Genomic DNA, 26,010 nt, shown 5'->3' with positions numbered 1-26,010 from the left:
CCCTGACCACCACTCAGGAGCACTGATGACGACGGCCGTTGCCGCCCCGTTCCGTTTCTTCTCCCTCCAGGTCGTACGGACGAGGCGGCTCGGCCCGTCGCTGGTCCGGGTCTCCTTCGCGGGCTCCGACCTGGACGCCTTCGCCTCCGACGGCCGGGACCAGAGCCTCTCGCTGTTCCTGCCGCACCCCGGCCAGACCGACCCCGCCGTCCCCTTCGAACTGGGCGACGGCTGGTGGCAGGGCTGGCGCGAACTCCCCGAGGACGTACGGGCGGTGATGCGCTCGTACACCCTGCGGGCACTGCGCCGCGACGCCCGGGGCCGCACGACCGGGATCGACATCGACTTCGTGCTGCACGGAGTGGAACCGGGCGCCGAGGCCCCCGCCGGCCCGGCGTCCCGGTGGGCCTCGCGCGCGGCCGCGGGTGACCGTGTCGTCCTGCTCGGCCCGGCGGTCGAGGACAACCGGGCGATCCGCTTCCGGCCGCCCGCCGACACCGACCTGATCGTGCTGTGGGCGGACGAGACCGCCCTGCCCGCCGCCTCCGCCATCCTGGAGTCGCTGCCGGCCGGCACCCGGGTCCGGGCCTGGCTGGAGGTCCAGCACCGCGAGGACGTCCAGGACCTGCCCGTGGCGGCCGACGCGGAGATCACCTGGCTCGTGCGCGACAGCGGCTCCCCCATGGCCGCCGACGCCGTACGGGCGGCCCGGATGCCGTCCGCCGAGCGGCCGTACGCCTGGATCGCGGGCGAGTCCGGGTGCGTCAAGGAGATGCGCCGCCACCTCGTGCGCGAGCGCGGGATCGACCGCAGGCGCGTCACGTTCGTGGGCTACTGGCGGCGCGGGCTGACGGAGGAGCAGCTGCGCGAGGAGGAGTAGCGGAGAACTGGCGGCGCCAAACAGAGGCGTACGTCACTTCCGGAACCCGAGGGACGGGGTCGCAGAACCAACTTAGGTTAGGCTAACCTTAGTTGAACGAGGCGGCCTCGTCCCTTCTCGTCTCCCGCCCTCGCGTCTCCTCGCCCGAGCCGTCCCCTTCCGCCACCCCGCCCGGACGCTCCCTCTTCCCCGCACGGAGGACCCCCACATGCGCTCGCACCTGCTCAACGACACGACCGCGGAGCGGTATCGCCGCTCCGTGACCGAAGGAATAGAGCGGGTGGCGGCCAAACTCGCCACCACCGACCGGCCGTTCACAGGCGTCTCGGTCGACGCCCTCGCGCCCCGCATCGAACGGATCGACCTGGACCGCCCGCTGCACGACACCGGCGCGGTCCTCGACGAACTGGAGGAGGTCTACCTCCGGGACGCCATCTACTTCCACCACCCGCGCTACCTCGCGCACCTCAACTGCCCGGTCGTCATACCGGCCGTGGTCGGCGAGGCCGTACTGTCCGCCGTCAACTCCTCCCTGGACACCTGGGACCAGTCGGCCGGCGGCACCCTCATCGAGCGCAGGCTCGTCGACTGGACCAACGAACGCATCGGCTTCGGCCCCGCCGCCGACGGCGTGTTCACCAGCGGCGGCAGCCAGTCCAACCTTCAGGCGCTGCTGCTGGCCCGCGAGGAGGCCAAGACCGACGACCTCGCCCGACTGCGCGTGTTCGCCTCCGAGGTCAGCCACTTCAGCGTCAAGAAGTCGGCGAAACTCCTCGGCCTGGGTGCCGACGCCGTCGTGTCGGTCCCCGTCGACCACGACAAGCGCATGCAGACGCTCGCGCTCGCCCGCGAACTGGAGCGCTGCCGGAACGAGGGCCTGGTCCCGATGGCGGTCGTCGCGACCGCGGGCACCACCGACTTCGGCTCCATCGACCCGCTCCCCGAGATCGGCGAACTGTGCGCCCGGTACGGGGCCTGGATGCACGTCGACGCCGCCTACGGCTGCGGACTGCTCACCTCGCTGAAGAACCGCGACCGCATCGACGGCATCGAGCGCGCCGACTCCGTCACCGTCGACTACCACAAGTCCTTCTTCCAGCCGGTGAGTTCGTCCGCCGTGCTGGTGCGCGACGCCGCGACCCTGCGCCACGCCACCTACCACGCGGAGTATCTGAACCCGCGCCGCATGGTCGAGGAGCGCATCCCCAACCAGGTCGACAAGTCCCTTCAGACCACCCGCCGCTTCGACGCGCTCAAGCTGTGGATGACGCTGCGCGTGATGGGCGCCGACGGCATCGGCGAGCTCTTCGACGAGGTCTGCGACCTTGCGCAGGAGGGCTGGCGGCTGCTGGCCGGCGACCCGCGCTACGACGTGGTGGTCGAGCCCTCGCTCTCCACCCTGGTCTTCCGGTTCATCCCGGCCGCCGTCACCGACCCGGCCGAGATCGACCGCGCCAACCTCTACGCCCGCAAGGCCCTGTTCGCCTCCGGTGACGCCGTCGTGGCGGGCACCAAGGTCGGCGGACGCCACTACCTGAAGTTCACCCTGCTCAATCCCGAGACGACGGCCGACGACATCGCCGCCGTCCTCGACCTGATCGCCGGCCACGCCGAGCAGTACCTGGGAGAGTCCCTTGACCGCGCTTCCTGAATCCGTCGAAGGCACCGGAAAGACATACGACTTCGTAGGGATCGGTCTCGGCCCCTTCAACCTCGGTCTCGCCTGCCTGACCGAGCCGATCGCCGAACTGGACGGCGTCTTCCTGGAGTCCAAGCCGGACTTCGAGTGGCACTCCGGGATGTTCCTGGAGGGCGCGCACCTTCAGACCCCGTTCATGTCGGACCTGGTGACCCTCGCCGATCCGACCTCCCCGTACTCCTTCCTCAACTACCTGAAGGAATCCGGCCGTCTGTACGCGTTCTACATCCGCGAGAACTTCTACCCGCTGCGGGTCGAGTACGACGACTACTGCCGCTGGGCCGCGTCGAAACTCACCAGCGTCCGCTTCTCCACCACGGTCGCCGAGGTGACGTACGAGGACGCCGCCGGGGTCTACGCCGTACGGACCGAGGCCGGTGACACCTACCGCGCCCGGCACCTGGTCCTCGGCACGGGCACCCCGCCGTACCTCCCCGAGGCCTGCGCGGACCTCGGCGGCGACTTCATCCACAACTCCCGCTACCTGGGGCACAAGAAGGAGCTTCAGGCCAAGGAGTCGATCACGCTGGTCGGCAGCGGGCAGTCCGCCGCCGAGATCTACTACGACCTGCTCAGCGAGATCGACGTCCACGGCTACCGGCTGAACTGGGTCACCCGCTCCCCGCGCTTCTTCCCGCTCGAGTACACCAAGCTCACGCTGGAGATGACCTCCCCGGAGTACATCGACTACTTCCACGCGCTGCCCGAGCAGACCCGCTACCGCCTCCAGACCGAACAGAAGGGCCTGTTCAAGGGCATCGACGGAGAGCTGATCGACGCGATCTTCGACCTGCTCTACCAGAAGAACCTCGGCGGCCCCGTCCCCACCCGGCTGCTCACCAACTCGGCCCTGAACAGCGTGCGTCACGAGGACGGCGGCTACACCCTCGGCCTGCGCCAGGAGGAGCAGGGCAAGGACTACGAGCTGCGCTCCGAAGGGCTCGTCCTGGCCACCGGCTACAAGTACGTCGAGCCCGCGTTCCTGGCACCGGTCCGTGACCGGCTGCGCTACGACAGCCGCGGCAACTTCGACGTGGCCCGCAACTACGCCGTCGACACCACCGGGCGCGGCGTCTTCCTGCAGAACGCCGGCGTGCACACGCACAGCATCACCAGCCCCGACCTGGGCATGGGCGCCTACCGCAACGCGTCCATCATCCGTGAGCTGCTCGGCACCGAGTACTACCCCGTAGAGAAGTCGATCGCTTTCCAGGAGTTCAGCGCATGAGCCGCACCGGTACAGGTGTCCTCACCGTCCGCCCGCTCGATCCGGTCCAGGACTCCGGGGTGCTGCACGGCTGGGTGACGCACCCCAAGTCCGCGTTCTGGATGATGCAGGGCGCGAAACTGCACGACGTGGAGCGCGAGTACATGGCCATCGCGGCCGCCGAGCACCACCACGCGTACCTCGGCCTGTGCGACGGCGAGCCCGCGTTCCTGATGGAGAAGTACGACCCGCGCCATGTCGAGCTGGTCGGCCTGTACGAGCCCGAACCCGGCGACGTCGGCATGCACTTCCTGGTCGCGCCGACCGACACGCCCGTGCACGGTTTCACCCGGGCCGTGATCACCACGGTGATGAGGGAGCTGTTCGCCGACCCGGCGACCCGGCGCGTCGTCGTCGAACCCGACGTGAACAACACGGCCGTGCACGCCCTCAACGAGGCCGTCGGCTTCGTGGCCGAGCGGGAGATCCAGAAGCCGGAGAAGCGCGCGCTGCTGAGCTTCTGCACCCGGGAGCGGTTCGAGGCAGCGGTAGGAGCAGCCGTATGACCCTGTCCGACGCCGTGTCCCACCTCTCCCCCGAACGCTGGGAGCGCGCCAACCGCCTCCTCGTCCGCAAGGCGCTCGCCGAGTTCGCGCACGAGCGGCTGATCACCCCCGAGGCCGCCGGGGACGGCCGGTACGTCGTCCACAGCGACGACGGCCTGACCCGCTACGGGTTCACCGCGACCGTCCGCTCCCTCGACCACTGGCAGATCGACGCCGAGTCGGTCACCCGCCACCGGGACGAGACCGAACTCCCGCTCGCCGCACTGGACTTCTTCGTCGAGCTGAAGAAGTCGCTCGGTCTGAGCGACGAGGTGCTGCCGGTCTATCTGGAGGAGATCTCCTCCACCCTCTCGGGCACCTGTTTCAAGCTCACCAAACCGCGGGTCACCTCCGCCGAGCTCGTCGGGGTGGGGTTCCAGGCGATCGAGACGGGCATGACCGAGGGCCACCCCTGCTTCGTCGCCAACAACGGGCGGCTCGGCTTCGGAGTCCACGAGTACCTGTCCTACGCGCCCGAGACCGCGAGCCCGGTCCGGCTGGTGTGGCTGGCCGCGCACCGCTCCCGGGCCGCCTTCACCGCGGGTGTGGGCATCACGTACGAGTCCTTCGTACGCGCCGAACTCGGCGAGCCGGCACTGGCCCGGTTCGCCGCCGCCCTCACCGGCCAGGGGCTCGACCCGGAGGACTACCTCCTGATCCCCGTCCACCCCTGGCAGTGGTGGAACAAGCTCTCGGTGACCTTCGCGGCCGAGATCGCCCGGCGTCACCTGGTGTGCCTGGGCGAGGGGGACGACGAGTACCTGGCCCAGCAGTCGATCCGGACCTTCTTCAACACGTCCAACCCCGGGAAGCACTACGTGAAGACCGCTCTGTCGGTCCTCAACATGGGCTTCATGCGGGGGCTCTCGGCCGCCTACATGGAGGCGACGCCGGCGATCAACGACTGGCTGGCCCAGCTCGTCGAGAACGACCCGGTGCTCAGGTCCACCGGCCTGTCGATCATCCGCGAACGGGCCGCCGTCGGTTACCGGCACCTGGAGTACGAGGCCGCCACCGACCGCTACTCCCCGTACCGCAAGATGCTCGCCGCCCTGTGGCGGGAGAGCCCCGTGGCCTCGCTCCGGGACGGCGAGACCCTGGCGACGATGGCCTCCCTGGTCCATGTCGACCACGAGGGCGCCTCCTTCGCGGGGGCGCTCGTCGAGCGGTCGGGACTGACGCCGGTGGAGTGGCTGCGCGGCTATCTGCACGCCTACCTCACCCCGCTGCTGCACAGCTTCTACGCCTACGACCTCGTCTACATGCCGCACGGCGAGAACGTCATCCTGGTCCTCGAGGACGGCGTCGTGCGGCGCGCGATCTACAAGGACATCGCGGAGGAGATCGCCGTCATGGACCCGCAGGCGGTGCTGCCGCCCGCGGTCGAACGGATCCGTGTCGAGGTCCCCGAGGACAAGAAGCTCCTGTCGATCTTCACGGACGTCTTCGACTGCTTCTTCCGCTTCCTGGCGGCGAACCTCGCGGCCGAGGGCATCCTCGACGAGGACGTCTTCTGGCGGACGGTCGCCGAGTCGGTGCGCGCGTACCAGGAGGCGACGCCCGAACTCGCCGACAAGTTCGCGCAGTACGACCTGTTCGCGCCCGAGTTCGCGCTGTCCTGCCTCAACCGGCTCCAGCTGCGGGACAACCGGCAGATGGTGGACCTGGCCGATCCGTCCGGGGCGCTGCAACTGGTCGGCACGCTGAGGAACCCGATCGCGGGCCGATGAGCCGGGTGGGGCTCAAGGGGACGGTCCCCCTTGAGCCCCACCTCCGTCCCACCGGGATCAGACGCCGGGCCAGGGAACCTGGGGCGCCCTGTAGTAGCCGATGCCCAGTACGTCCCAGCGCGGCCCCTGGGCCGCGAGCCGCACCTTGTAGGTGTCCCAGTCGTGCGTCGAGGCGGGCGACCAGCCGAGTTCGGCCACCCCGGGCAGCCGCGGGAAGGCCATGTAGTCGATGTCCGCCCCGGTGACGAGGGTCTCCGTCCACAGCGGCGCCTCGACGCCCCGGATCGACGACGCGGGCGCGCCGGGGAGGTAGGTGCCGGGGTTCCAGTCGTACGCGCGCTTCACGTCGACCAGGCCCGCCCAGTCCTGCCCGAGCGGGGTGTCCTCGGTGTACTTCATGTCGAGGTAGATCCGGTCGGCCGGCGACAGCACCAGACCCGTCCCGTTCCGCGCGGCCTGCGCCACCTGTTCCTTCTCGGCGGCGTCGGTGTCGTCGAGCCCCCAGTACTGCGCGAGGGCGCCCTTGGCCGGGGTGGCCCCGGTCAGCTGGTGCCAGCCCATCACCTTCTTGCCGTACTTGGCGACGAGGGGCTGCACCTTGTTCATGAAGGTCACGTAGTCGGCGTGGCTGGTGGAGTGGGCCTCGTCCCCGCCGATGTGGAGGTACGGGCCGGGCGTGAGCGCGGCCAGCTCCCGGATCACGTCGTCCACGAAGTCGTAGGTCACCGGCTTGCCCACGCACAGCGAGCTGAAGCCGACGTCGGTGCCGGTGTAGAGCGGTGGCGCGGTCCCGTCGCAGTTCAGCCGGGCGTACGAGGCGAGCGCGGCGTTGGTGTGCCCCGGCATGTCGATCTCCGGGACGACGTCCAGATAGCGCTCGGCGGCGTACCGCACGATCTCCCGGTACTGGGCCTTGGTGTAGAAGCCCGCGGGTCCGCCGTCGACCTGGGTGGAGCCGCCGTACGCGGCGAGCCGCGGCCAGGAGTCGACGGCGATGCGCCAGCCCTGGTCGTCGCTCAGGTGCAGATGCAGCTTGTTGATCTTGTACAGGGCCAGTTCGTCGATGTACCGCTCGACCTGGGCGACGGTGAAGAAGTGCCGGGAGACGTCCAGCATCGCGCCGCGGTAGCCGTAGCGCGGGGTGTCCTCGATGGTGCCGCCCGCGACCAGCCAGGGGCCCGGTCGCACGGAGTCGCTCTCGACGGCGGCCGGGAGGAGCTGGCGCAGGGTCTGCACGCCGTGGAAGAGGCCGGCCGGTTTGCCGGCGGTGATGGTGACGCCGCTTCGGCCGCTGTCCAGCCGGTACCCCTCGTCACCCAGGGACCGGTCACCGAGCCGCAGCCGGATGCCGCCGGTGCCCCGGTCGGTGACCGGCAGTCGGTAGCCGGTGGAGGGCCGCAGGACGCCGGCCAGGTAGGCGCCGACCCGGCGGACCTCGCGCGAGTCGTCGACACGGATACGGGTGTCCCGGGTGATGCCGTACGGTGACCCGCCCGGGTCGACCGAGGCGGGTGCCGGGACGACCCGGCCCAGCGGTACGGCTGTTCGGCCGGACGCGGAGGCTGTCGCGCCGACGACGGAGATGCTTGCGGCCGCCACGAGCAGCAGCGTACCGAGAAGGCGGGGCGTTCTGTGCTGTCTCACATGCGCTCCCTTCAGGTCCCACGAGCTGTCCTGAGCCCCTTGGCTTCCCTGGGCTCCGATGGGTATAGACCACTCTGCCGCAGAGCCGGTGAAACAATCCCCCTCATGGCGGAAATCATCCAGAAGGACGGGACCTGGATCTTCGACGGCGACGCGCTGCGACTGACTCCCGGGCGCGACAGGAACGTGAGCGTGCTGCGCCGGGCCCTGGGTGAACTCACCGTGCCGCTGGGGGCGTTGGCCGGAATATCCTTCGAACAGGGCAAGCGCAGCGGGCGGTTGCGGCTCCGGCTGCGGGACGGCGCAGACCCGCTGTTGCAGGCCACCGGCGGCAGGCTCGCCGAGCCCAACGACCCCTATCAGCTGACCGTCGAGTCCGAGCGCTACGGCGTCGCCGAGTACCTCGTGGACGAGGTCCGCAACGCGCTGCTCCTGGACCAGGTCCCGGCCGGTCCGGTCGACGGCTATCTGCTCCCCGGTCCCGCCGTACCGCTGTCCGCCTCCGCGGGCGACGGTACGGCGAGCTTCGACGGGGAGCGGGTGCGCCTGGAGTGGAACTGGAAGACCGAGGAGGCGAAGGCCTCCGCCGGCAGCCGCTCCCTCGCGCTCCGTGACATCACCGGCGTCGAGTGGCACCCCGCGGTCGGCCTGGAGAACGGGTGCCTCCGCTTCACCGTGCGCGGGGGCGGGACGAAGGCTCCGCCGAAGTACGACCCGCACGCGGTGGAGCTGTGGGGCTTCAAGAAGGATCCGCTGATGGCGCTGGTCGCGGCGGCGGTGCAGGCGCGACTCGACCATCCGGCGGCTCCCCCCGGGCTGCCGCCGGTGCCGGAACCTGCGGCGGTCCCGCATCCCGGCCCCGAGGCCGACCACGACGCCCTGCTGCGGCGCCTGCGGGAACTGGGCGACCTCCACAGGTCCGGCGTCCTGACGGACGACGAGTTCGCCCTGGCCAAGCAGGCGGTCCTCAGGCGCATGTGAGCGCCGGCGCGAGGACCGCCTGCGGCGCGTACACCCCGGAGTGCGGGTGTACGGGGTGGCCTACTTGGCCCGGCGGGCCACCGTGAAGTGGTCGACCTCGGCACCGGTCTCGGCGATGCCGCGCACCGTCAGCGTGGTCAGACGGCCCTTCGACGCCGGGGTGACGTCCACGCGCAGGAACGAGTAGTTGAGGTAGCGCACCCGCGACCAGGCGACCGTCTCGTTCTGCTTGCCGTCCTTGAGGTTGATGAAGGAGGCGACCGAGTCGACCTCGTTCTCGTGGCCCTCGTACGACTCCGCCGCCGTGAACGCGTACAGGCTGCGCCCGGCCGCGCCCGCCGTCACGTACACGACACCGTCGGTCTCCGGGTACGCCGTGCCGCCGATCGGCAGCTTCTTGGTGACCTTGTTGCCCTTGATGACGTCCGTGCGCTCGTACTGGTGGTTGTGGCCGTTGATCACCAGGTCCACCGTGTACTTCTCGAACAGCGGCACCCACTCCTGTCGCACGCCCCCCTCCGAGGCGTGCGCCGTGGAGGTGCAGTAGGCGCAGTGGTGGAAGAAGACGACCACGAAGTCGACGTCCCTGGAGGCCCGGAACTTCTTGAGCTGCCCCTCCAGCCACTTGGTCTGGGTGCCGCCGGAGATGCCGAGGTTGGCCGGGATCTCGAACGAGATGTCGTTGGCGTCCAGCGAGATGACCGCCGTGTTGCCGTAGACGAAGGAGTACACGCCCGGGAGGTTCTTCGCGTCCGGGCCGTTGTCCGGGAGGCTCCAGCGGGCCTCTTCGCCGCCGTAGCCGTTGGGCGAGTACCAGGCCTCCATGTCGTGGTTGCCGTACGCCGGCATCCACGGGACCTGCTTGGCGACCGTCTCGGTCTGGGCGAGGAACTGGTCCCAGATGCGCGAGTCGAAGCCGGTGTCCTCGGTCTTGCCCGCGCCGGCCGGGTCCGCGTACGCGATGTCGCCGGCGTGCAGGTGGAAGGCCGGGTTCTGGCCGAGCAGCAGGGCGTCGTTGGCGAGGCCGTGGTAGCCGACGCCCTCGTCGCCGAAGGCGGTGAAGGTGAACGGCTCGGCGCGGTCGGGCGCGGTGGTGAAGGTGCCGAGGGTGCCCAGCAGGTGGGGCGCGGCCGGGTCGAAGCCCGCGTGGCCGACGCCGTAGTAGTACGTCTTGCCGGGACGCAGGTGGGTGAGCCTGGCGTGCAGGTAGTACTGGGTGTGGTCGCCGCTCGCGCCGACGCCCGCCGGGGTGTACAGCGTGCGCACCTCGGCCTCGATCTTGCGCGAGAGGTCCCAGGGGTGGGCGCCGATACGGATGAACGGCTTCTTCACGGCCGTCGGGACCTGCCAGGAGACCGTGATCTCCGTGCGCGGGTCGTTGCCGTAGGCGAGGTGACGGCCGAAGGGGGCGACGAGAGCGCCGTCGACCTTCTCGGCCTGGGGTGCGGTGGACCGGGTCGGGGCCGCGGCCTGCGCGACGGCGCCCGGTACGAAGGCACCGCCCGCGACGGCGCCGAGGGTCACGGCCCCGCCTCTGATCATGTTGCGCCGCGAGAACTTGGCGCGGAGATACTCGTGCTGCTCGGCCATGCTCATGTTCTCGGCGAGCTTCTCCGGTACGCCCATGCGTGGAGTGTCCATGTGCTCAGAAGTTGCTCCCGGCAATCGACGCGGCGCAAGACGGAGTATGGACAGTTCGCAAACAGCGGTCCATGAGAGATTCAACAGCCCCTTGCCCGATATCGGGCAGGATTCTTGCGAATCGACTCCTCGTACTTCAGGATCAACGGGTGCACGACGAACTCGCTGATCACCTGACGCGCTCCACGCCCCTGAACCGGGGCGAGGCGCTGCGGGTGATCCAGGACGTGCTCGCCTACTTCGACGAGCCGACCGAGGAGTACGTCCGCCGCCGCCACCGCGAGCTCCAGGCCCAGGGCTGGGTCAACACGGCGATCTTCGAACGGATCGAGGCGGACCTGAAGTACCGGGCGGTCGCGCCGCCGGAGCTCACGCTCAGGCAGCTGCGCCGCATTGTCTACGGCTGAGGAATACGTATATATGTGCGGAATCGTCGGATACATCGGCAGGCGTGACGTCGCTCCGCTGCTGCTCGAAGGTCTGCAGCGGCTGGAGTACCGCGGCTACGACTCGGCGGGCATCGTGGTCACCACGCCGAAGGCGGCCGGCCTGAAGATGGTCAAGGCCAAGGGCCGGGTCCGCGATCTGGAGGCCAAGGTCCCCGCACGCTTCAAGGGCACCACCGGCATCGCCCACACCCGCTGGGCCACCCACGGCGCCCCCTCCGACGTCAACGCGCACCCGCACATGTCGGCCGACAACAAGGTCGCCATCGTCCACAACGGCATCATCGACAACGCCTCCGACCTGCGGAAGAAGCTGGAGGCCGACGGCGTCGAGTTCCTCTCCGAGACCGACACCGAGGTCCTCACCCACCTCATCGCCCGCTCCCAGGCCGAGACCCTGGAGGAGAAGGTCCGCCAGGCGCTGCGCGTGATCGAGGGCACCTACGGCATCGCCGTGATGCACGCCGACTTCCCCGACCGCATCGTGGTGGCCCGCAACGGCTCGCCGGTCGTCCTCGGCATCGGCGAGAAGGAGATGTTCGTCGCCTCGGACATCGCCGCCCTGGTCACCCACACCCGCCAGATAGTGACGCTGGACGACGGCGAGATGGCGACCCTCAAGGCCGACGACTTCCGCACGTACACCACCGAGGGCACCCGGACGACGGCCGAGCCGACCACCGTGGAGTGGGAGGCCGCGTCGTACGACATGGGCGGCCACGACACGTACATGCACAAGGAGATCCACGAGCAGGCCGACGCCGTGGACCGCGTGCTGCGCGGCCGTATCGACGACCGCTTCTCCACCGTGCACCTCGGCGGCCTGAACCTGGACGCCCGCGAGGCGCGTCAGATCCGCCGGGTGAAGATCCTCGGCTGTGGCACCTCGTACCACGCGGGCATGATCGGCGCCCAGATGATCGAGGAGCTGGCCCGCATCCCCGCGGACGCCGAGCCGGCCTCCGAGTTCCGCTACCGCAACGCCGTGGTCGACCCCGACACGCTGTACGTCGCGGTCTCCCAGTCCGGTGAGACGTACGACGTCCTCGCCGCCGTCCAGGAGCTGAAGCGCAAGGGCGCGCGGGTGCTGGGCGTGGTCAACGTCGTCGGCTCGGCGATCGCGCGCGAGGCGGACGGCGGCATGTACGTGCACGCGGGCCCCGAGGTCTGCGTCGTCTCGACGAAGTGCTTCACCAACACCACCGTCGCCTTCGCGCTGCTCGCGCTGCACCTCGGCCGTACCCGTGACCTGTCGGTGCGTGACGGCAAGCGGATCATCGAGGGGCTGCGCAGGCTGCCCGGGCAGATCTCCGAGATCCTGGCAGGGGAGGACGAGATCAAGAAGCTGGCCGAGCAGTACGCCGAGGCCCGCTCGATGCTCTTCATCGGCCGGGTCCGCGGCTATCCGGTGGCCCGTGAGGCCTCGCTGAAGCTCAAGGAGGTCTCGTACATCCACGCCGAGGCCTACCCGGCCTCCGAGCTCAAGCACGGCCCGCTGGCACTCATCGAGCCCGCCCTGCCGACCGTCGCGATCGTCCCCGACGACGACCTGCTGGAGAAGAACCGCGCCGCCCTGGAGGAGATCAAGGCGCGCAGCGGCAAGATCCTCGCGGTCGCGCACCGGGAGCAGGAGAAGGCCGACCAGACGATCGTCGTCCCGAAGAACGAGGACGAGCTGGACCCGATCCTGTTGGGCATCCCGCTTCAGCTCCTCGCGTACCACACGGCGCTGGCGCTGGGCCGGGACATCGACAAGCCGCGGAACCTCGCGAAGTCGGTGACGGTCGAGTAGGACGGCCCGGTCACGGCTCCCCGGACACGAACGGCCCCCTGTGCGTGCCACCTTCGCACAGGGGGTCGTTCCTTCCAGGGCCGGAGCCGCCTGCGCCCCCGGCCCGCGCCGGGCTCAGCCGGTGGCCGTCACCCCCCGGCCGGCGGCGCGTCCGGGAAGGGCGGTGGGCCAGTGGGCGAGCGCCGCCGTGGCCGCGTACCAGGCCAGCAGACCGCCGGCCGCGGCGAACCAGCCCCCGGCCTTGGCGAGCGCGGCGCTGTCGCCGAACTGGCCGACGGCCAGCAGGAGCAGGGCCACGAACAGCAGCGCGTACGTCCCCCGGGCGAGCAGCGGGGCGCCGCTCGCGCCGGCGGTCAGGCTCAGCGCGACGAGTGCGAACAGGAGCAGGAAGAGGCCGGTGGCGTTGGCCGACATCCGCCCGTCGGCGGTGACGCCCCAGGTGAACCAGAACGCGCCGAGCGCCGTGAACGCCGTACCGGTGAAGGCGTCGCGGTCACGGAAGGCGAACAGGCCCGCGACGAAGAGCGCGATCCCGCCGACGTACGTGGCGAGGGAGACGGAGTCGGCCGGGGTCACACCGTCGATCACCCGGGTGTTCCCGAGGCCGAAGAGCAACAGGGTCAGTCCGAGGGCGAGTTGGCCGAGAGTCGAGGTGGTGCTTCCCGAGGAGACGTCATTGTCCACGTCGGGCTCCCTTCATGCGGGTGCAGTCGTGCTGCGCGGTGCCGGCCGAGGGATGGGGCCGGTGACCGGTATGTACCCTTCACAAAGGCACAATCCACCTCGGCGCCCGAGTGGATTCACGTATTTCCGGGCGCGCCGGAAAGGGAGTTGACGGTCCGCCGGGAAACCGGCCGGATCACCCCACCTGGGACGGCGGCGAGTTGACGGCCGGTCAGGGGATGACGATCACGGGGCGCTTGGCGCGCTTCGCCAGCCTCCCCGCGACCGAGCCGAAGATGCGCCCGACGATGCCGTGCGTGGAGCCGACGACGATCGCGTCCGCCTCGTACTCGCGCCCCACCTCTTCGAGTTCGTGGCAGATGTCCCCGCCGCGCTCGACGAGGATCCACGGCACCTCGGCCAGGTATTCGGCGCAGGCGAGTTCGAGTCCGAGCACCTCGGTGCGGTGGTCGGGCACGTCGACGAAGACCGGTGGTTCGCAGCCCGCCCACACCGTGGTGGGCAGCCGGTTCGCGACATGCACGATGATCAGGCCCGAGCCGGAGCGATGGGCCATGCCGATCGCGTACGCGAGGGCACGTTCACTGGACGTCGAACCGTCGAAGCCGACGACGACGCCGTGTTTGAAGGCAGGATCGCAGGACTGGCGCGTTTCTTCCGCCGCCAGGGGCTCGGCCGCCGTGGGATCGGCGAGCGGGCGCTTGCGGTCCGCGGGATCGAAGAATTCGTGACCGGCCATGGGTATCTCGGCGTTTGGATCCTCGTGGTGGGGACGACAACGATCGGCAGAGCTGTGTGTCCGGGAATCATCTTCCCGACCGCATACCCCCAAGGGTACGGCGGCACTCCTCCTCTGCCCAGATACCGCGTGCGCTGTGCGGCGTTCCCCGGAGCATGCATGAGAGGCGCCCGTAACGCAATGCTCACTGCCCCGTACAGGCGGTTTGCGCAGGGTTCACCCAGGGATGCGCCCCCGCGAGACCGGACACCGCCGGCCGGGCAGTGACCGGCCGGTCGAACACGCGTTGAGCAGGTGAACCACCGCCATGGAGAGCAATGGAGTACCAGGGAACCAGGGAGCAGACCGTGCCCGGACCAGAGACCGTGTCCCGCCCCTCCTCCGGGGCGCGCTCCGGAACGCCCACGCCGGACGCGGCCAGTGAGGTGGCGCGCTGGGCGGCCTTCAGCTGCGTCCTCGTCCCGGTCGTCCTCGTCTGGTTCGGCACCTCGCTCGCCGGGGCGGCCGGCACCGCGCTGGGTCTGGCGGCCGTGACCGCGGCCTGCCTGGTGCTCCTGCGCCAGTCCGAGCGGGGCGCCGCGCGGATGCGCGCCGAGGAGCGGTCCCCGCACCGCGCGCGGCACGGCAGGGGCGGTCCGCGGGAGCGCGGGCCCCGGGAGCCCTCGCATCGGGACCGGGACGGACGGGGCCGGAACGGACGGGGCCGGGACGGACGGGATCCCGCCGGTCCGGATCCGGTCCGCGGTATGCGCGACCCCGGCGTGCGGGATCGTGACGGGGGAGATCGCGTCACGGGGGTTCCCGGGCCCGGCACCGGCCCCGAGGGCGGTCCGGCGCAGGCATCCCGCGCGCGGGATGTGGCCGACACGCACATCATGAACGGCTTGCCGGGCAGGAGCGGCCCGGGGGCGCACAGGGGCGGGCGCCGCGGTGCGGGAAAGAAGCCGGTCGACTGACCGGTTTGCGCGCACGCCCCCGCTTCTTTTCAGCCAACTTCGGCCTCCCGGGCATCCCTTGCCCGAACGACCCCCCAACCCGCGTTCGACCTGCGACTAAAGGCCCCTGGAGGGCTCGTGCACCCTATGTGGATTGGCCACTGACACGAGGCGCACTTCCCTGCACGGCCCACGAGTGCAACGCTTCGTGATCGAATGCTTCACGCCAAGTTGCCATGTCGACATTCTGCCGAGTGTCGAAGTGGTCACCCAGGCGTGACCGGACACAGTAGATTCGATCTTGACTGTCTTACGGCGGGGGACTCGTGCAGGACCGAGGGGAAACGTGCAGGAGCGACACAACCGAGGAGCCGCGACCACCGAGGGGGGCTTAGCAGTATGAGCCACGACTCCACTGCCGCGCCGGAAGCCGCGGCCCGGAAACTCTCCGGGCGACGCCGCAAGGAGATCGTCGCGGTGCTGCTGTTCAGCGGCGGCCCCATCTTCGAGAGTTCCATACCGCTGTCGGTGTTCGGGATTGACCGCCAGGACGCCGGCGTGCCGCGCTACCGACTCCTGGTGTGCGCCGGCGAGGACGGCCCGCTGCGGACCACAGGGGGCCTGGAACTCACCGCGCCGCATGGCCTGGAGGCGATCTCGCGAGCCGGCACCGTCGTGGTGCCGGCCTGGCGCTCGATCACCTCACCGCCACCGGAGGAAGCGCTCGACGCGCTGCGCCGGGCGCACGAGGAGGGGGCCCGCATAGTCGGACTGTGCACCGGCGCTTTCGTGCTGGCCGCCGCCGGACTGCTGGACGGCCGCCCGGCGACGACCCACTGGATGTACGCGCCGACGCTGGCCAAACGCTATCCGTCGGTGCACGTCGATCCGCGCGAGCTGTTCGTCGACGACGGTGACGTACTGACATCGGCGGGCACCGCGGCCGGAATCGATCTCTGTCTGCACATCGTGCGGACGGACCACGGCAACGAGGCGGCCGGCGCGCTGGCCCGTCGTCTGGTGGTCCCGCCGCGCCGGAGCGGCGGACAGGAGCGCTATCTCGACCGGTCTTTACCGGAGGAGATCGGCGCCGACCCCCTCGCGGAGGTCGTCGCCTGGGCGCTGGAACACCTGCACGAGCAGTTCGACGTCGAGACGCTGGCGGCACGCGCGTACATGAGCCGCCGCACGTTCGACCGCCGCTTCCGCTCGCTGACGGGCAGCGCGCCGTTGCAGTGGCTGATCACCCAGCGTGTGCTCCAGGCGCAACGGCTGCTGGAGACGTCCGACTACTCGGTCGACGAGGTCGCCGGACGCTGCGGCTTCCGCTCGCCGGTCGCGCTGCGCGGGCACTTCCGGCGCCAGCTCGGCTCGTCCCCGGCCGCCTACCGGGCGGCGTACCGGGCACGTCGGCCGCAGTCCGAGCGGCCGTCGGACCCGGACGGTCCCATGGGCTCGTCCGGGCAGTCACCGGTCCTGAGCCAGGAGGGTGCGGTCCCGTCGCAGACCCGTCGCACGGCGGCCGCCGGTGCCCTGAGCCCGGCCTCGGCGCTGTCGACCGCGACGGATCCGGGCAAGCCGGGCGCGGAACTGTACGCGACGGGCCGGCCGAGCCTGCCCGGGCAGCGCAGCGCGCCCTAGCGTCCGGGCGCCGTGGCGCCGCGACGACGTCGCACCGCCCGGCCGTGAACGGCCCGGGGCCCTCGGGTCCCGGGCCGTCGCCGTCCCGGGGCCCCCGGGACCCTGGAGCCCCGGGCTGCCCCCGTCCCGGACCTGCCCGTGCGCCGGGGCGCGCCGTAGGGTTGGGGCCATGAACGATCGCATGGTGTGGATCGACTGCGAGATGACCGGGCTCTCGCTGTCGGAGGACGCACTCATCGAGGTGGCCGCACTGGTCACCGACTCGGAGCTGAACGTGCTCGGCGAAGGGGTGGACATCGTGATCCGCCCGCCGGACGCGGCCCTGGAGACGATGCCGGACGTGGTGCGCCAGATGCACACGGCCTCCGGCCTCCTCTCCGAACTCGCCGCGGGCACCACCCTGGCCGACGCCGAGGCACAGGTCCTCTCCTACGTGCGTGAGCACGTCAAGGAGCCGGGCAAGGCCCCGCTGTGCGGGAACTCGGTCGGCACGGACCGGGGTTTCCTGCTCCGCGACATGCCCGCGCTGGAGGGCTATCTGCACTACCGCATCGTGGACGTCTCCTCCGTCAAGGAGCTGGCCCGCCGCTGGTACCCGCGGGCGTACTTCAACAGCCCGGACAAGAACGGCAACCACCGCGCCCTCGCCGACATCCGCGAGTCCATCGCCGAACTCCGCTACTACCGCGAGGCGATCTTCGTCCCGCAGCCCGGCCCCGATTCGGAGACCGCCCGCACCATCGCGGCGAAGCACGTACTGCCCGTGGAATGACGCGTGTCCGGGGTCCCGGGGGACCCCGGACAAAAGCCGGGCGCGAGCACCCCTCCGGACCCTGTACACTTTTTCTCGGCCGGTCAGGGAAACCAGGACCGGACATGGTGGGTGTAGCTCAGCTGGTAGAGCACCTGGTTGTGGTCCAGGATGCCGCGGGTTCAAGTCCCGTCACTCACCCTGACAGACCGAGGCCCGGTCCGCGCAAGCGGACCGGGCCTCGGTCATGTGCGGACGCCGGTCGTGTCCGGTGCCCGCCGTACGCGGGAAGGCGTGCCGGCGAAGGCCGCCGGCGGTGATCGGTACGGGACCGCGGACCGGGGCCGGGACTCCGTCCACGGGACGCGGGACGCGTGATGCCGGATGCCGGACGCCTGGATCCACGCGCCCGGCATCGGACGGTCCGCCTCGGACGCGCCGCATCGGGCGGTCCGTCCCGGACGGTCGGCCCCGGACCACCCGGCCTCGAACAACCGGCCCCGGACCAGCCGACCTCAGACGTCTGACCCCGGACGCCCGGACTCGGACGCCCGGCCACGGACAGCCGACCTCAGACACCGGGCCCCGGACAGCGCGCCTCGGACACCCGCCCGCAGACACCCGGCCCCACACAGCAGACCTCGGACACCCGGTCTCAGACAACCGGCCCCGGACAGTCGACCTCGGACAACCGGCCCCGAACACCCGCCCTCAGACACCCGGCCCCACACAGCAGACCTCGGACACCCGGTCTCAGACACTCGGCCCTGGACAGCCCACCTCAGACACCCGGCCCCGGACAGCGCGCCTCGGACAACCGGCCCCGGGCGCCCGACCTCACGCGCCCGACCTCACGCGCCCGGTCTCAGACACCCGGCCACGGACGCCCGCCCTCAGACACCCGGCCCCACACAGCAGACCTCGGACACCCGGCCCCGGACACCCGACCTCAGGCACCTGCCCTCAGACACCGGGCCCCGGACAGCCGGCCCGAGACCAGCCGCCCTCAGTCACCCGGCCCCGGACGTCCCACCACGAACAGTCGACCTCAGACACCGGGCCCTGGACAGTTGGCCTCGGACGTCCGGCCACGGACACCCGGCCACGGACGCCCGCCCTCAGACACCCGGCCCCGGACAGCGCGCCTCGGACACCCGGACCCGGGCGCCCGACCTCACGCGCCCGGTGCGGTGTTGGCCGTCCGCCACGCCTCGGCGAAACGGTGGACGTTCTCGAAGCGCTCCCCCGGATCGGTCCGGGTGGCACGGACGATGACCGCCTGCTGGGCCGCGGTGCCGCGCCACGCGCGCTCCTCGTCGCCCGCGTCCAGCAGCAGCCGGGCCGCACGGCCCAGCGTGAACACCGTCGTCCGGGTGTCGATCACGGCCCCGCGCACCCACTCCTCGGGGGCCATGAACCGCCGCGAGCCCGGCAGGCGTTCCTCCTCGACCACGAACGGTCCCGGCCGGTACTCGTCGAGGTCGACCAGATGGGCGACGTCACGCTCGAAGTCGTACAGCAGCGCCCCGTCGTAGAAGTCGACGGCGACCTGGCCGGCGGCCTCCACCGCGAGGTGCGCGTCCAGGACCCGGTCGAAGGCGCGCAGGACCGCGTCGGCCGGCAGGGCGCGGAAACGCGCCATCGCACTGGCCGGGTCCGTACGGTCGCGCGCCCCGTCCACCTCCGCGGGGTACAGCACCTCGCCCTCCCGCCAGGGCATCACCACCGCCCAGCCGCCGTCCTGCACGGCGATGCGGTGCACCTGCGGGACGATCGCCCGGTGCCGCACGGACCGGTGGAAGGCCCAGCCGCGCTCCAGCGAGCGCCGGCCGCGCTCGGTGACCGCCTCCTTGAGGAACCACCGGCCGCCGTCGAGCAGCCTCACCCCGTACGACACACACCCCGATTCCTGCTCGGGGAACGCCCGGAACACCTCGCCCACGCGGCCCAGATAGGACTCAACGGCGGGCACTTCATCGACTCCCAGCAAGGGATGCAGGACCATACCCGCCAGACTGCCCTACGGAGCTCTTCCCGTGCGGCACCAGCGGCAACAGCGGCGGGGCGGCTCGGCCGTCAGCAGTACAGGGCGCTGACGGACAGGCGGGGCGTGCGCCGGAGCGGTGGCGGCCGGCGTCAGGACGACGCCCGCGCCACCAGCTCGGTGGGCAGCACGACCTGACGCTTCTCCAGGTCCCGCGACACCGCCGGGCGGCGGTCCGCGATCTCCCCGAGCAGCAGGTCGATCATCGCCCGGCCCATCTCCTCTATCGGCTGGCGCACGCTGGTCAGGGGCGGATCCATGTGGCGGGCGATGGCCGAGTCGTCGTACCCGACGAGGGCCACGTCGTCCGGTGTACGGCGGCCCGCCTCGCGCAGGACCTGGCGGGCACCGGCCGCCATCACGTCCGAGCCCGCGAAGACGGCGTCCAGATCCGGGCAGCGGGCCAGCAGTTCGGTCATCGCCCGGCGCCCGCCCTCCTCCGTGAAGTCCCCGGCGACGATGAGGTCGTCGTCCACCGGGCGGCCCGCCGCACGCAGACCCTCGCGGTAACCGTCGACACGGCGCTGGGCACCGAAGACGTCGAGGCGGCCCGCGAGGTGGACGATCCTGCGGCGCCCCCGGGCGACCAGGTGCTCGACGGCGAGGCGGCCCCCGCCGTAGTTGTCGGAGTCCACGGACGGAAGCGTCTCGTCCGCCGAGCGCCGGCCGCTGATCACCGCCGGGATCTCCAGCTGGGAGAGCAGATCGGGCAGCGGGTCGTCCGCGTGCACCGAGACCAGCAGGACGCCGTCCACGCGGTGCGCCGCCAGGTACTGGGCCAGGCGCTGCCGCTCCCGGTCACTGCCCGCGAAGATCAGCAGCAGTTGCATCTCGGTGTCGGAGAGCTCCGCGCCCACACCCCGGAGCATGTCCGAGAAGTACGGCTCCGCGAAGAACCGGGTCTCCGGCTCGGGGACGACGAGCGCGATCGCGTCCGTGCGGTTGGCGGCGAGGGCGCGCGCGGCCGTGTTCGGGACATAACCGAGCTCCGCGACCGCCGCCTCGACCGCGGCGCGGGTCGTGTCACTGACCCGCGGGGAACCGTTGATCACCCGGGACACCGTGCCGCGGCCCACACCGGCGCGCGCGGCGACCTCCTCGAGGGTCGGCCGCCCGCCGCTCCGGCCCCGCGCTCCGTGGCCTGCCATGGTCCGCCTCCCGTCGACGCCGCGCTTCTGAGCGGCTGGCCTGGAATCTAACAGTCCCGTTCATGGACAGGGGCCCGGCCGCGGTGGCAACCTCGCCGGGGCTGCTGGTGCCGGCACCGCCGGCCGACCCCGTGAAGTCACCTCGGCACGACCCGCTCCACCCGTCCCCCCACCCCGCCGCGCCCTGCCCCCCGGAGTTAGTTAACAGGCCGATAACTGAACGCGGCTCTCCGTGTCCGCTCCCTTGACACCCCCGCGTGAACCGACGACTCTTCAACACATCACCTGTGGGAGCGCTCCCACGGTACCTGACACCTACACATCCCGCACGTTCCCCGCCCGAGCCGCAGCGAGAAAAACGGGCCCAACAATGCAGTTGGCCGGGGGGTCGGCACGTCAGGCAACAGGAGGACGCAATGCGCACGAGTACCCGCCGGTCCCGCAGGCTGGGGGCCCTCGCGGCCGTGGCCGCGCTGACCACAGGGCTGCTGGCCGGCTGCGCCAACGACTCGAACGACGGCTCGTCGACCTCGGGCGACGGCGGTGGTGGCGGCAAGGGCAAGACCACGCTGACCATCGGTACCTTCGGCGTCTTCGGCTACAAGCAGGCCGGTCTCTACGACGAGTACATGAAGCTGCACCCGAACATCTCGATCAAGGAGAACGTCACCACCCGGACCGACGTGTACTGGCCCAAGACGCTCACCCGTCTCCAGGCCGGCTCCGGCACGGACGACATCCAGGCGATCGAGGTCGGCAACATCACCGAGGCCGTCCAGACCCAGGCCGACAAGTTCGTCGACCTCGGCAAGGAGGTCGACAAGTCGCAGTGGCTGGACTGGAAGACCGCCCAGGCCACCACCAAGGACGGCAAGACCATCGGGCTCGGTACGGACATCGGCCCGATGGCGATCTGCTACCGCAAGGACCTCTTCAAGCAGGCCGGTCTGGAGACCGACCGCACCAAGCTCGCCGAGCAGTGGAAGGGCGACTGGGCCAAGTACGTCGACCTCGGCAAGCAGTACATGAAGAAGGCGCCGAGCGGCACCAAGTTCGTGGACTCCGCCTCCTCGGTCTACAACGCGGCGCTCGGGGGCGAGAGCGAGCGGTACTACGACAAGGACGGCAACGTCATCTGGGACAAGTCCTCGGGCGTGAAGAAGTCCTGGAACGCCGCGATGACGGTGGCGACCAGCAACATGTCGGCGAAGCTGAAGCAGTTCGACCCGACGTGGGACCAGGGCTTCGCCAAGGGCTCGTTCGCGACGGTGGCCTGCCCCGCCTGGATGATGGGCTATATCCAGGAGAAGTCCGGTGACGCCGGCAAGGGCAAGTGGGACGTGGCGGCGGCGCCGACCGCGGCCAACTGGGGCGGTTCGTTCATCGGTGTCCCGACGGCGGGCAAGCACCAGAAGGAGGCCATCGCGCTGGCCAAGTGGCTGACCGCGCCGGAGCAGCAGGCGAAGGTCTTCGCCAAGCAGGCCAGCTTCCCGTCGACGCCGGCGGCCTACGACAGCCTGAAGCCTGCGGCCGCGACGACGTCGTACTTCTCGGACGCGCCGATCACGCAGATCTTCGCCGACTCGGCGAAGACCATCCCCGTGCAGAACTTCGGCGTCAAGGACCAGCCGATCGGCACCGCGATCACCGACGTCGGCATCCTCCAGGTCGAGCAGAAGGGCAAGTCCCCCGACCAGGGCTGGAACGCGGCGAAGGCTGAGATCAAGGACGTGCTCGGCCAGTGACCAGCTCCAAGCAGGCTCTCGCGCATCCCGCGACGAGCGCCGACGCCGCGCCCGGCTCACAGCCGGGCGCGGCCCGGGGCGCTCGGGGTCGCGGTACGCCGCCGCCGGAGCCGGGCTCCTGGCGCAGCCGGCTGTACCGCTGGGACATGAAGGCGTCGCCGTACGCGTTCATCGCCCCCTTCTTCGTCATCTTCGGGGCCTTCGGGCTCGTGCCCCTCCTCTACACGGCCTGGTACTCGCTGCACAACGTGCAGCTGTCCGGCCTGGACCACCAGACCTGGGCCGGCCTGGACAACTACAAGAACCTGCTGTCCTCGGAGTTCTTCTGGAACGCCTTGGAGAACACCTTCACCATCGGTGTGATCTCCACGGTGCCGCAGCTGGTCATGGCGCTCGGGATCGCCCACCTGCTCAACTACCGGCTGCGCGGCTCGACCGTGTGGCGGGTCGTGATGCTCACCCCGTACGCCACCTCGGTGGCGGCGGCGACGCTGGTCTTCACGCTGCTGTACTCGTGGGACGGCGGCATGATCAACTGGCTGCTGCACTTCGTCGGGGTCCATCCGATCAACTGGCGTGAGTCGGACTGGGGTTCGCAGTTCGCCGTCTCCTCGATCGTGATCTGGCGGTGGACCGGCTACAACGCGCTGATCTACCTCGCGGCGATGCAGGCGATCCCCACCGACCTGTACGAGTCGGCGGCTCTCGACGGCGCGGGCCGCTGGCAGCAGTTCCGCCATGTGACGGTCCCGATGCTGCGGCCGACGATCCTGTTCACCGTGGTCGTCTCCACCATCGGCGCGACCCAGCTCTTCGGTGAACCGCTCCTGTTCGGCGGGGTCAGCGGCTCGAAGGGCGGCTCCGCGCACCAGTACCAGACGCTCGGCCTGTACATGTACGACCAGGGCTGGGGCATCGGCAACCTCGGCAAGGCGTCAGCGATCGCCTGGACGATGTTCCTGATCCTGCTGATCGTCGCCGCGATCAACCTGCTGGTCACCCGACGGCTGAGGAAATCCCAATGACCACCACCGAACTGACTGTCCCTCAGGCTCAGGCACAGAGCACCCCGGACCGCCGGGGCCCCGGACGCCGCCGGGTGCTGGGCGCGGGCAAGCAGCTGCACGCGGGTCCGGTCACCTATGTCGTCCTGGCCGTCTTCGCGCTGGTCTCGCTCGCTCCGCTGGTCTGGACGGCCATCGCGGCCTCCCGCAACAACGAGCGGCTGGCGCAGACACCGCCGCCGCTGTGGTTCGGCGGGAACCTGTTCAAGAACCTCCAGGCCGCGTGGGAGCAGGCCGGGCTCGGCACCGCGATGCTCAACTCCACGATCGTCGCCGGGACCATCACCGTCGGTACGGTCGTCTTCTCCACGCTCGCCGGGTTCGCCTTCGCCAAGCTGCGGTTCAGGTTCTCCAGCACCCTGCTGCTGCTGACCATCGGCACGATGATGATCCCGCCGCAGCTGGCCGTCGTGCCGCTGTACCTGTGGATGAGCGACCTGGGCTGGTCCAACCAGTTGCAGACGGTCATCCTGCCCACCCTGGTGAGCGCCTTCGGCACGTTCTTCATGCGGCAGTACCTGGTCCAGGCGCTGCCCACCGAGCTGATCGAGGCGGCGCGGGTGGACGGCGCGAGCAGTCTGCGCGTCGTCTGGCACGTCGTCTTCCCGGCGGCGCGGCCGGCGATGGCGGTCCTCGGTCTGCTGACCTTCGTGATGGCCTGGAACGACTTCCTGTGGCCGATCATCGCCCTCAACCAGCAGAACCCCACCGTGCAGGTCGCCCTCAACTCGCTGGGCACCGGTTACGTCCCCGACCAGGCCGTGATCATGGCGGGCGCGCTGCTCGGCACGCTGCCGCTGCTCATCGCCTTCCTGCTGTTCGGCAAGCAGATCGTGGGCGGCATCATGCAGGGCGCGATCAAGGGCTGACCCGCCGTACCGCCGCCCGTGGGGGCCGGGTCACCGCCGCCCCGGCCCCATCGCCCCTTTCCCCTCCCCCGCCCTTCCCCTCCTTCTCCTTACCGTCGTTCGCCACGACCTCCTATGGGAGCGCTTCCATGTCTGAACCCGCATCGCCCGTGACCTTTCCCCCCGCGTTCCTCTGGGGCGCGGCGACCTCCGCGTACCAGATCGAGGGGGCGGTACGGGAGGACGGCCGCACGCCCTCCATCTGGGACACCTTCAGCCACACGCCCGGAAAGACGGCCGGCGGCGAGACCGGTGACATCGCTGTCGACCACTACCACCGCTTCCGTGACGACGTGGCCCTGATGGCGGAGCTGGGACTGTCCGCGTACCGCTTCTCGGTCTCCTGGTCCCGGGTGCAGCCGACGGGCCGGGGACCGGCGGTCCAGCGGGGTCTGGACTTCTACCGCAACCTGGTCGACGAACTGCTGGCCCACGACATCAAGCCGGCGATCACCCTCTACCACTGGGACCTCCCCCAGGAGCTGGAGGACGCGGGCGGCTGGCCCGCGCGCGACACGGCGCTGCGGTTCGCCGACTACGCCCAGATCGTCGGCGAGGCGCTGGGCGACCGGGTGGAGCAGTGGATCACCCTGAACGAGCCGTGGTGCAGCGCGTTCCTCGGCTACGGCTCCGGGGTGCACGCGCCGGGCCGCACGGACGCGGCGGCGTCGCTGAAGGCCGCCCACCACCTGAACCTGGCGCACGGCCTGGGCGCGAAGGCGCTGAGGTCCGTGATGCCGGCCCGCAACTCGGTCGCGGTGAGCCTCAACTCCTCGGTCGTCCGGCCGCTTTCGCAGAGCCCGGCGGACCTCGCGGCGGCCCGGCGCATCGACAACCTGGCCAACGGCGTCTTCCACGGCCCGATGCTGCACGGTGCCTACCCGGAGGGCCTGTTCCAGGAGACGTCCTCGATCACGGACTGGTCGTACGTCCTGGACGGCGACCTGGCGCTGATCAAGCAGCCGCTCGACGCGCTGGGGCTGAACTACTACACCCCGACGCTGGTGTCGGCGGCGGAGGCCACCGCGTCCGGTCCCCGAGCGGACGGGCACGGGGCGAGCGCGTTCACGCCGTGGCCGGGCGCCGACGACGTGATGTTCCACCAGACTCCGGGCGAGCGCACGGAGATGGGCTGGACGATCGACCCGTCGGGCCTGCACGACCTGATCACGCGCTACACACGGGAGGCGCCCGGCCTGCCGCTGTACATCACCGAGAACGGCGCCGCGTACGACGACAAGCCGGACCCTGAGGGCCGCGTCCACGACCCCGAGCGCATCGCCTACCTGCACGGCCACCTGTCGGCGGTCCGCCGCGCCATCGCCGACGGCGCGGACGTCCGCGGGTACTACCTCTGGTCCCTGATGGACAACTTCGAGTGGGCGTACGGCTACGGCAAGCGCTTCGGCGCGGTCTACGTCGACTACGCGACCCTGGCCCGTACACCGAAGTCGAGCGCCCACTGGTACAGCCGGGCGGCCCGGACGGGGACGCTGCCGCCGGTGACGGCCGCGGCCGAGTAGGTCACGGCCCGGGAGGGCGGACGGCCCCGGCCCCGGACGGCGGCGGGCCCTTCGTCCGGGAGTGCGGAGGGCTGGTCGCCCGGGAGGGCGGAGGGCTGGTCGCCCGCGGGAGACGGGGGCGGGGGGATCGGGGGGCGGGGCGCGGCGCCCGGAAAAGGGAGCCGCGCCCCGCCCCGGGGGGGGGGGGGCCCGGCCGGGACCCG

21 protein-coding genes and 1 tRNA gene are annotated in these 26,010 nt (G+C 70.7%); 16 read left to right on the top strand and 6 right to left on the bottom strand.

Features of this window, described 5'->3' with window-relative positions; translation table 11 throughout:
• The first annotated feature begins 25 nt into the window (after positions 1–25).
• The 5 genes from ACFV2J_RS25190 to ACFV2J_RS25170 all read left to right on the top strand — a co-directional run bounded on the left by ACFV2J_RS25190 (position 26) and on the right by ACFV2J_RS25170 (position 6,121).
• Complete coding sequence (locus ACFV2J_RS25190) at positions 26–880, top strand: siderophore-interacting protein (RefSeq protein ID WP_385083910.1); 855 nt, start codon at positions 26–28, stop codon at positions 878–880.
• A 208-nt stretch (positions 881–1,088) separates the two neighbouring features.
• Positions 1,089–2,531 carry a lysine decarboxylase DesA gene (gene desA, locus ACFV2J_RS25185; protein ID WP_385083911.1) on the top strand — a complete coding sequence of 481 codons (1,443 nt, stop codon included), beginning with the start codon at positions 1,089–1,091 and terminating at the stop codon, positions 2,529–2,531.
• On the top strand, positions 2,515–3,807 hold the full coding sequence (locus ACFV2J_RS25180; protein WP_385083912.1) for a lysine N(6)-hydroxylase/L-ornithine N(5)-oxygenase family protein: 1,293 nt from the start codon (positions 2,515–2,517) through the stop codon (positions 3,805–3,807). Before desA ends, ACFV2J_RS25180 begins: the two co-directional genes overlap by 17 nt.
• Positions 3,804–4,352 carry a GNAT family N-acetyltransferase gene (locus tag ACFV2J_RS25175; protein WP_385083913.1) on the top strand — a complete coding sequence of 183 codons (549 nt, stop codon included), beginning with the start codon at positions 3,804–3,806 and terminating at the stop codon, positions 4,350–4,352. Before ACFV2J_RS25180 ends, ACFV2J_RS25175 begins: the two co-directional genes overlap by 4 nt.
• Positions 4,349–6,121 carry an IucA/IucC family protein gene (locus ACFV2J_RS25170; protein ID WP_385083914.1) on the top strand — a complete coding sequence of 591 codons (1,773 nt, stop codon included), beginning with the start codon at positions 4,349–4,351 and terminating at the stop codon, positions 6,119–6,121. Before ACFV2J_RS25175 ends, ACFV2J_RS25170 begins: the two co-directional genes overlap by 4 nt.
• 57 nt (positions 6,122–6,178) lie before the next feature.
• Here ACFV2J_RS25170 and ACFV2J_RS25165 read toward each other — a convergent pair whose 3' ends face one another.
• Entirely contained in the window at positions 6,179–7,765 is a 1,587-nt protein-coding gene (locus ACFV2J_RS25165; RefSeq protein ID WP_385091452.1) for a beta-N-acetylhexosaminidase, read from the bottom strand.
• A 105-nt stretch (positions 7,766–7,870) separates the two neighbouring features.
• Here ACFV2J_RS25165 and ACFV2J_RS25160 point away from each other — a divergent pair, with 105 nt between their 5' ends.
• Positions 7,871–8,746, top strand: coding sequence for a DUF4429 domain-containing protein (locus ACFV2J_RS25160; protein WP_385440692.1), 876 nt, complete (start codon positions 7,871–7,873; stop codon positions 8,744–8,746).
• A 60-nt stretch (positions 8,747–8,806) separates the two neighbouring features.
• Here ACFV2J_RS25160 and ACFV2J_RS25155 read toward each other — a convergent pair whose 3' ends face one another.
• Positions 8,807–10,372: a purple acid phosphatase family protein gene (locus ACFV2J_RS25155; protein ID WP_385091443.1), complete on the bottom strand. Its 1,566-nt coding sequence runs from the start codon at positions 10,370–10,372 to the stop codon at positions 8,807–8,809.
• A 164-nt stretch (positions 10,373–10,536) separates the two neighbouring features.
• On the opposite strand from ACFV2J_RS25155, the gene ACFV2J_RS25150 reads away from it, so the two are divergent.
• Together ACFV2J_RS25150 and glmS are read left to right on the top strand one after the other, a co-directional pair.
• Positions 10,537–10,794, top strand: a complete 258-nt coding sequence (locus ACFV2J_RS25150; protein WP_148008533.1) for a hypothetical protein — start codon at positions 10,537–10,539, stop codon at positions 10,792–10,794.
• A gap of 13 nt (positions 10,795–10,807) precedes the next feature.
• Positions 10,808–12,625 carry a glutamine--fructose-6-phosphate transaminase (isomerizing) gene (glmS, locus tag ACFV2J_RS25145; RefSeq protein ID WP_385091440.1) on the top strand — a complete coding sequence of 606 codons (1,818 nt, stop codon included), beginning with the start codon at positions 10,808–10,810 and terminating at the stop codon, positions 12,623–12,625.
• 114 nt (positions 12,626–12,739) lie between these two features.
• Here the strand turns inward: glmS and ACFV2J_RS25140 are convergent, their stop codons facing one another.
• Positions 12,740–13,309, bottom strand: coding sequence for an acetate uptake transporter (locus tag ACFV2J_RS25140; protein ID WP_385091437.1), 570 nt, complete (start codon positions 13,307–13,309; stop codon positions 12,740–12,742).
• Between the two features lie 211 nt (positions 13,310–13,520).
• Entirely contained in the window at positions 13,521–14,048 is a 528-nt protein-coding gene (locus ACFV2J_RS25135; protein WP_385091435.1) for a universal stress protein, read from the bottom strand.
• A 317-nt stretch (positions 14,049–14,365) separates the two neighbouring features.
• Here ACFV2J_RS25135 and ACFV2J_RS25130 point away from each other — a divergent pair, with 317 nt between their 5' ends.
• The 4 genes from ACFV2J_RS25130 to ACFV2J_RS25115 all read left to right on the top strand — a co-directional run bounded on the left by ACFV2J_RS25130 (position 14,366) and on the right by ACFV2J_RS25115 (position 17,576).
• Positions 14,366–15,004, top strand: a complete 639-nt coding sequence (locus ACFV2J_RS25130) for a hypothetical protein (protein WP_385091432.1) — start codon at positions 14,366–14,368, stop codon at positions 15,002–15,004.
• 378 nt (positions 15,005–15,382) lie between these two features.
• Positions 15,383–16,624: a helix-turn-helix domain-containing protein gene (locus ACFV2J_RS25125; protein WP_385440687.1), complete on the top strand. Its 1,242-nt coding sequence runs from the start codon at positions 15,383–15,385 to the stop codon at positions 16,622–16,624.
• A 169-nt stretch (positions 16,625–16,793) separates the two neighbouring features.
• On the top strand, positions 16,794–17,396 hold the full coding sequence (gene orn / locus ACFV2J_RS25120; RefSeq protein ID WP_385440684.1) for an oligoribonuclease: 603 nt from the start codon (positions 16,794–16,796) through the stop codon (positions 17,394–17,396).
• Positions 17,397–17,503: 107 nt separating this feature from the next.
• A tRNA-His gene (locus ACFV2J_RS25115) sits at positions 17,504–17,576 on the top strand.
• A gap of 973 nt (positions 17,577–18,549) precedes the next feature.
• Here ACFV2J_RS25115 and ACFV2J_RS25110 read toward each other — a convergent pair.
• A complete protein-coding gene (locus tag ACFV2J_RS25110) occupies positions 18,550–19,380 on the bottom strand; it encodes a serine/threonine protein kinase (protein WP_385096700.1) in 831 nt (276 codons plus the stop codon).
• 131 nt (positions 19,381–19,511) lie between these two features.
• A complete protein-coding gene (locus tag ACFV2J_RS25105; RefSeq protein WP_385096703.1) occupies positions 19,512–20,567 on the bottom strand; it encodes a LacI family DNA-binding transcriptional regulator in 1,056 nt (351 codons plus the stop codon).
• A 416-nt stretch (positions 20,568–20,983) separates the two neighbouring features.
• On the opposite strand from ACFV2J_RS25105, the gene ACFV2J_RS25100 reads away from it, so the two are divergent.
• The 4 genes from ACFV2J_RS25100 (at position 20,984) to ACFV2J_RS25085 (ending at position 25,807) form a co-directional block, all read left to right on the top strand.
• Positions 20,984–22,312 (top strand): ABC transporter substrate-binding protein, encoded by a 1,329-nt coding sequence (locus ACFV2J_RS25100; protein WP_385096706.1) that lies wholly within the window; start codon positions 20,984–20,986, stop codon positions 22,310–22,312.
• Entirely contained in the window at positions 22,309–23,337 is a 1,029-nt protein-coding gene (locus ACFV2J_RS25095; protein ID WP_385440680.1) for a carbohydrate ABC transporter permease, read from the top strand. The genes ACFV2J_RS25100 and ACFV2J_RS25095 overlap by 4 nt, the downstream gene beginning before the upstream one ends.
• Positions 23,334–24,245: a carbohydrate ABC transporter permease gene (locus ACFV2J_RS25090; RefSeq protein ID WP_385097140.1), complete on the top strand. Its 912-nt coding sequence runs from the start codon at positions 23,334–23,336 to the stop codon at positions 24,243–24,245. The genes ACFV2J_RS25095 and ACFV2J_RS25090 overlap by 4 nt, the downstream gene beginning before the upstream one ends.
• Before the next feature lie 128 nt (positions 24,246–24,373).
• Positions 24,374–25,807 carry a GH1 family beta-glucosidase gene (locus tag ACFV2J_RS25085; protein ID WP_385097137.1) on the top strand — a complete coding sequence of 478 codons (1,434 nt, stop codon included), beginning with the start codon at positions 24,374–24,376 and terminating at the stop codon, positions 25,805–25,807.
• Positions 25,808–26,010: the final 203 nt, after the last annotated feature.

The sequence above is a fragment of the Streptomyces sp. NPDC059668 genome (genome assembly GCF_042734135.1).
Classification (GTDB): Bacteria; Actinomycetota; Actinomycetes; order Streptomycetales; family Streptomycetaceae; genus Streptomyces.
The sequence above is the reverse complement of the archived record's forward strand: the minus strand, read 5'-3'. Positions and strand labels throughout refer to the sequence as shown.

What these genes read in the sequence shown, in the direction of transcription:
- ACFV2J_RS25160 (WP_385440692.1), top strand. Translation starts at nt 7,871, where the DNA reads ATGGCGGAAATCATCCAGAAGGACGGGACCTGGATCTTCGACGGCGAC.
- ACFV2J_RS25135 (WP_385091435.1), bottom strand. Translation starts at nt 14,048, where the DNA reads ATGGCCGGTCACGAATTCTTCGATCCCGCGGACCGCAAGCGCCCGCTC.
- ACFV2J_RS25100 (WP_385096706.1), top strand. Translation starts at nt 20,984, where the DNA reads ATGCGCACGAGTACCCGCCGGTCCCGCAGGCTGGGGGCCCTCGCGGCC.
- orn (WP_385440684.1), top strand. Translation starts at nt 16,794, where the DNA reads ATGAACGATCGCATGGTGTGGATCGACTGCGAGATGACCGGGCTCTCG.
- ACFV2J_RS25105 (WP_385096703.1), bottom strand. Translation starts at nt 20,567, where the DNA reads ATGGCAGGCCACGGAGCGCGGGGCCGGAGCGGCGGGCGGCCGACCCTC.
- desA (WP_385083911.1), top strand. Translation starts at nt 1,089, where the DNA reads ATGCGCTCGCACCTGCTCAACGACACGACCGCGGAGCGGTATCGCCGC.
- ACFV2J_RS25130 (WP_385091432.1), top strand. Translation starts at nt 14,366, where the DNA reads ATGGAGTACCAGGGAACCAGGGAGCAGACCGTGCCCGGACCAGAGACC.
- ACFV2J_RS25125 (WP_385440687.1), top strand. Translation starts at nt 15,383, where the DNA reads ATGAGCCACGACTCCACTGCCGCGCCGGAAGCCGCGGCCCGGAAACTC.
- ACFV2J_RS25170 (WP_385083914.1), top strand. Translation starts at nt 4,349, where the DNA reads ATGACCCTGTCCGACGCCGTGTCCCACCTCTCCCCCGAACGCTGGGAG.
- ACFV2J_RS25190 (WP_385083910.1), top strand. Translation starts at nt 26, where the DNA reads ATGACGACGGCCGTTGCCGCCCCGTTCCGTTTCTTCTCCCTCCAGGTC.
- ACFV2J_RS25175 (WP_385083913.1), top strand. Translation starts at nt 3,804, where the DNA reads ATGAGCCGCACCGGTACAGGTGTCCTCACCGTCCGCCCGCTCGATCCG.
- ACFV2J_RS25090 (WP_385097140.1), top strand. Translation starts at nt 23,334, where the DNA reads ATGACCACCACCGAACTGACTGTCCCTCAGGCTCAGGCACAGAGCACC.
- ACFV2J_RS25110 (WP_385096700.1), bottom strand. Translation starts at nt 19,380, where the DNA reads ATGGTCCTGCATCCCTTGCTGGGAGTCGATGAAGTGCCCGCCGTTGAG.
- ACFV2J_RS25155 (WP_385091443.1), bottom strand. Translation starts at nt 10,372, where the DNA reads ATGGGCGTACCGGAGAAGCTCGCCGAGAACATGAGCATGGCCGAGCAG.
- glmS (WP_385091440.1), top strand. Translation starts at nt 10,808, where the DNA reads ATGTGCGGAATCGTCGGATACATCGGCAGGCGTGACGTCGCTCCGCTG.
- ACFV2J_RS25085 (WP_385097137.1), top strand. Translation starts at nt 24,374, where the DNA reads ATGTCTGAACCCGCATCGCCCGTGACCTTTCCCCCCGCGTTCCTCTGG.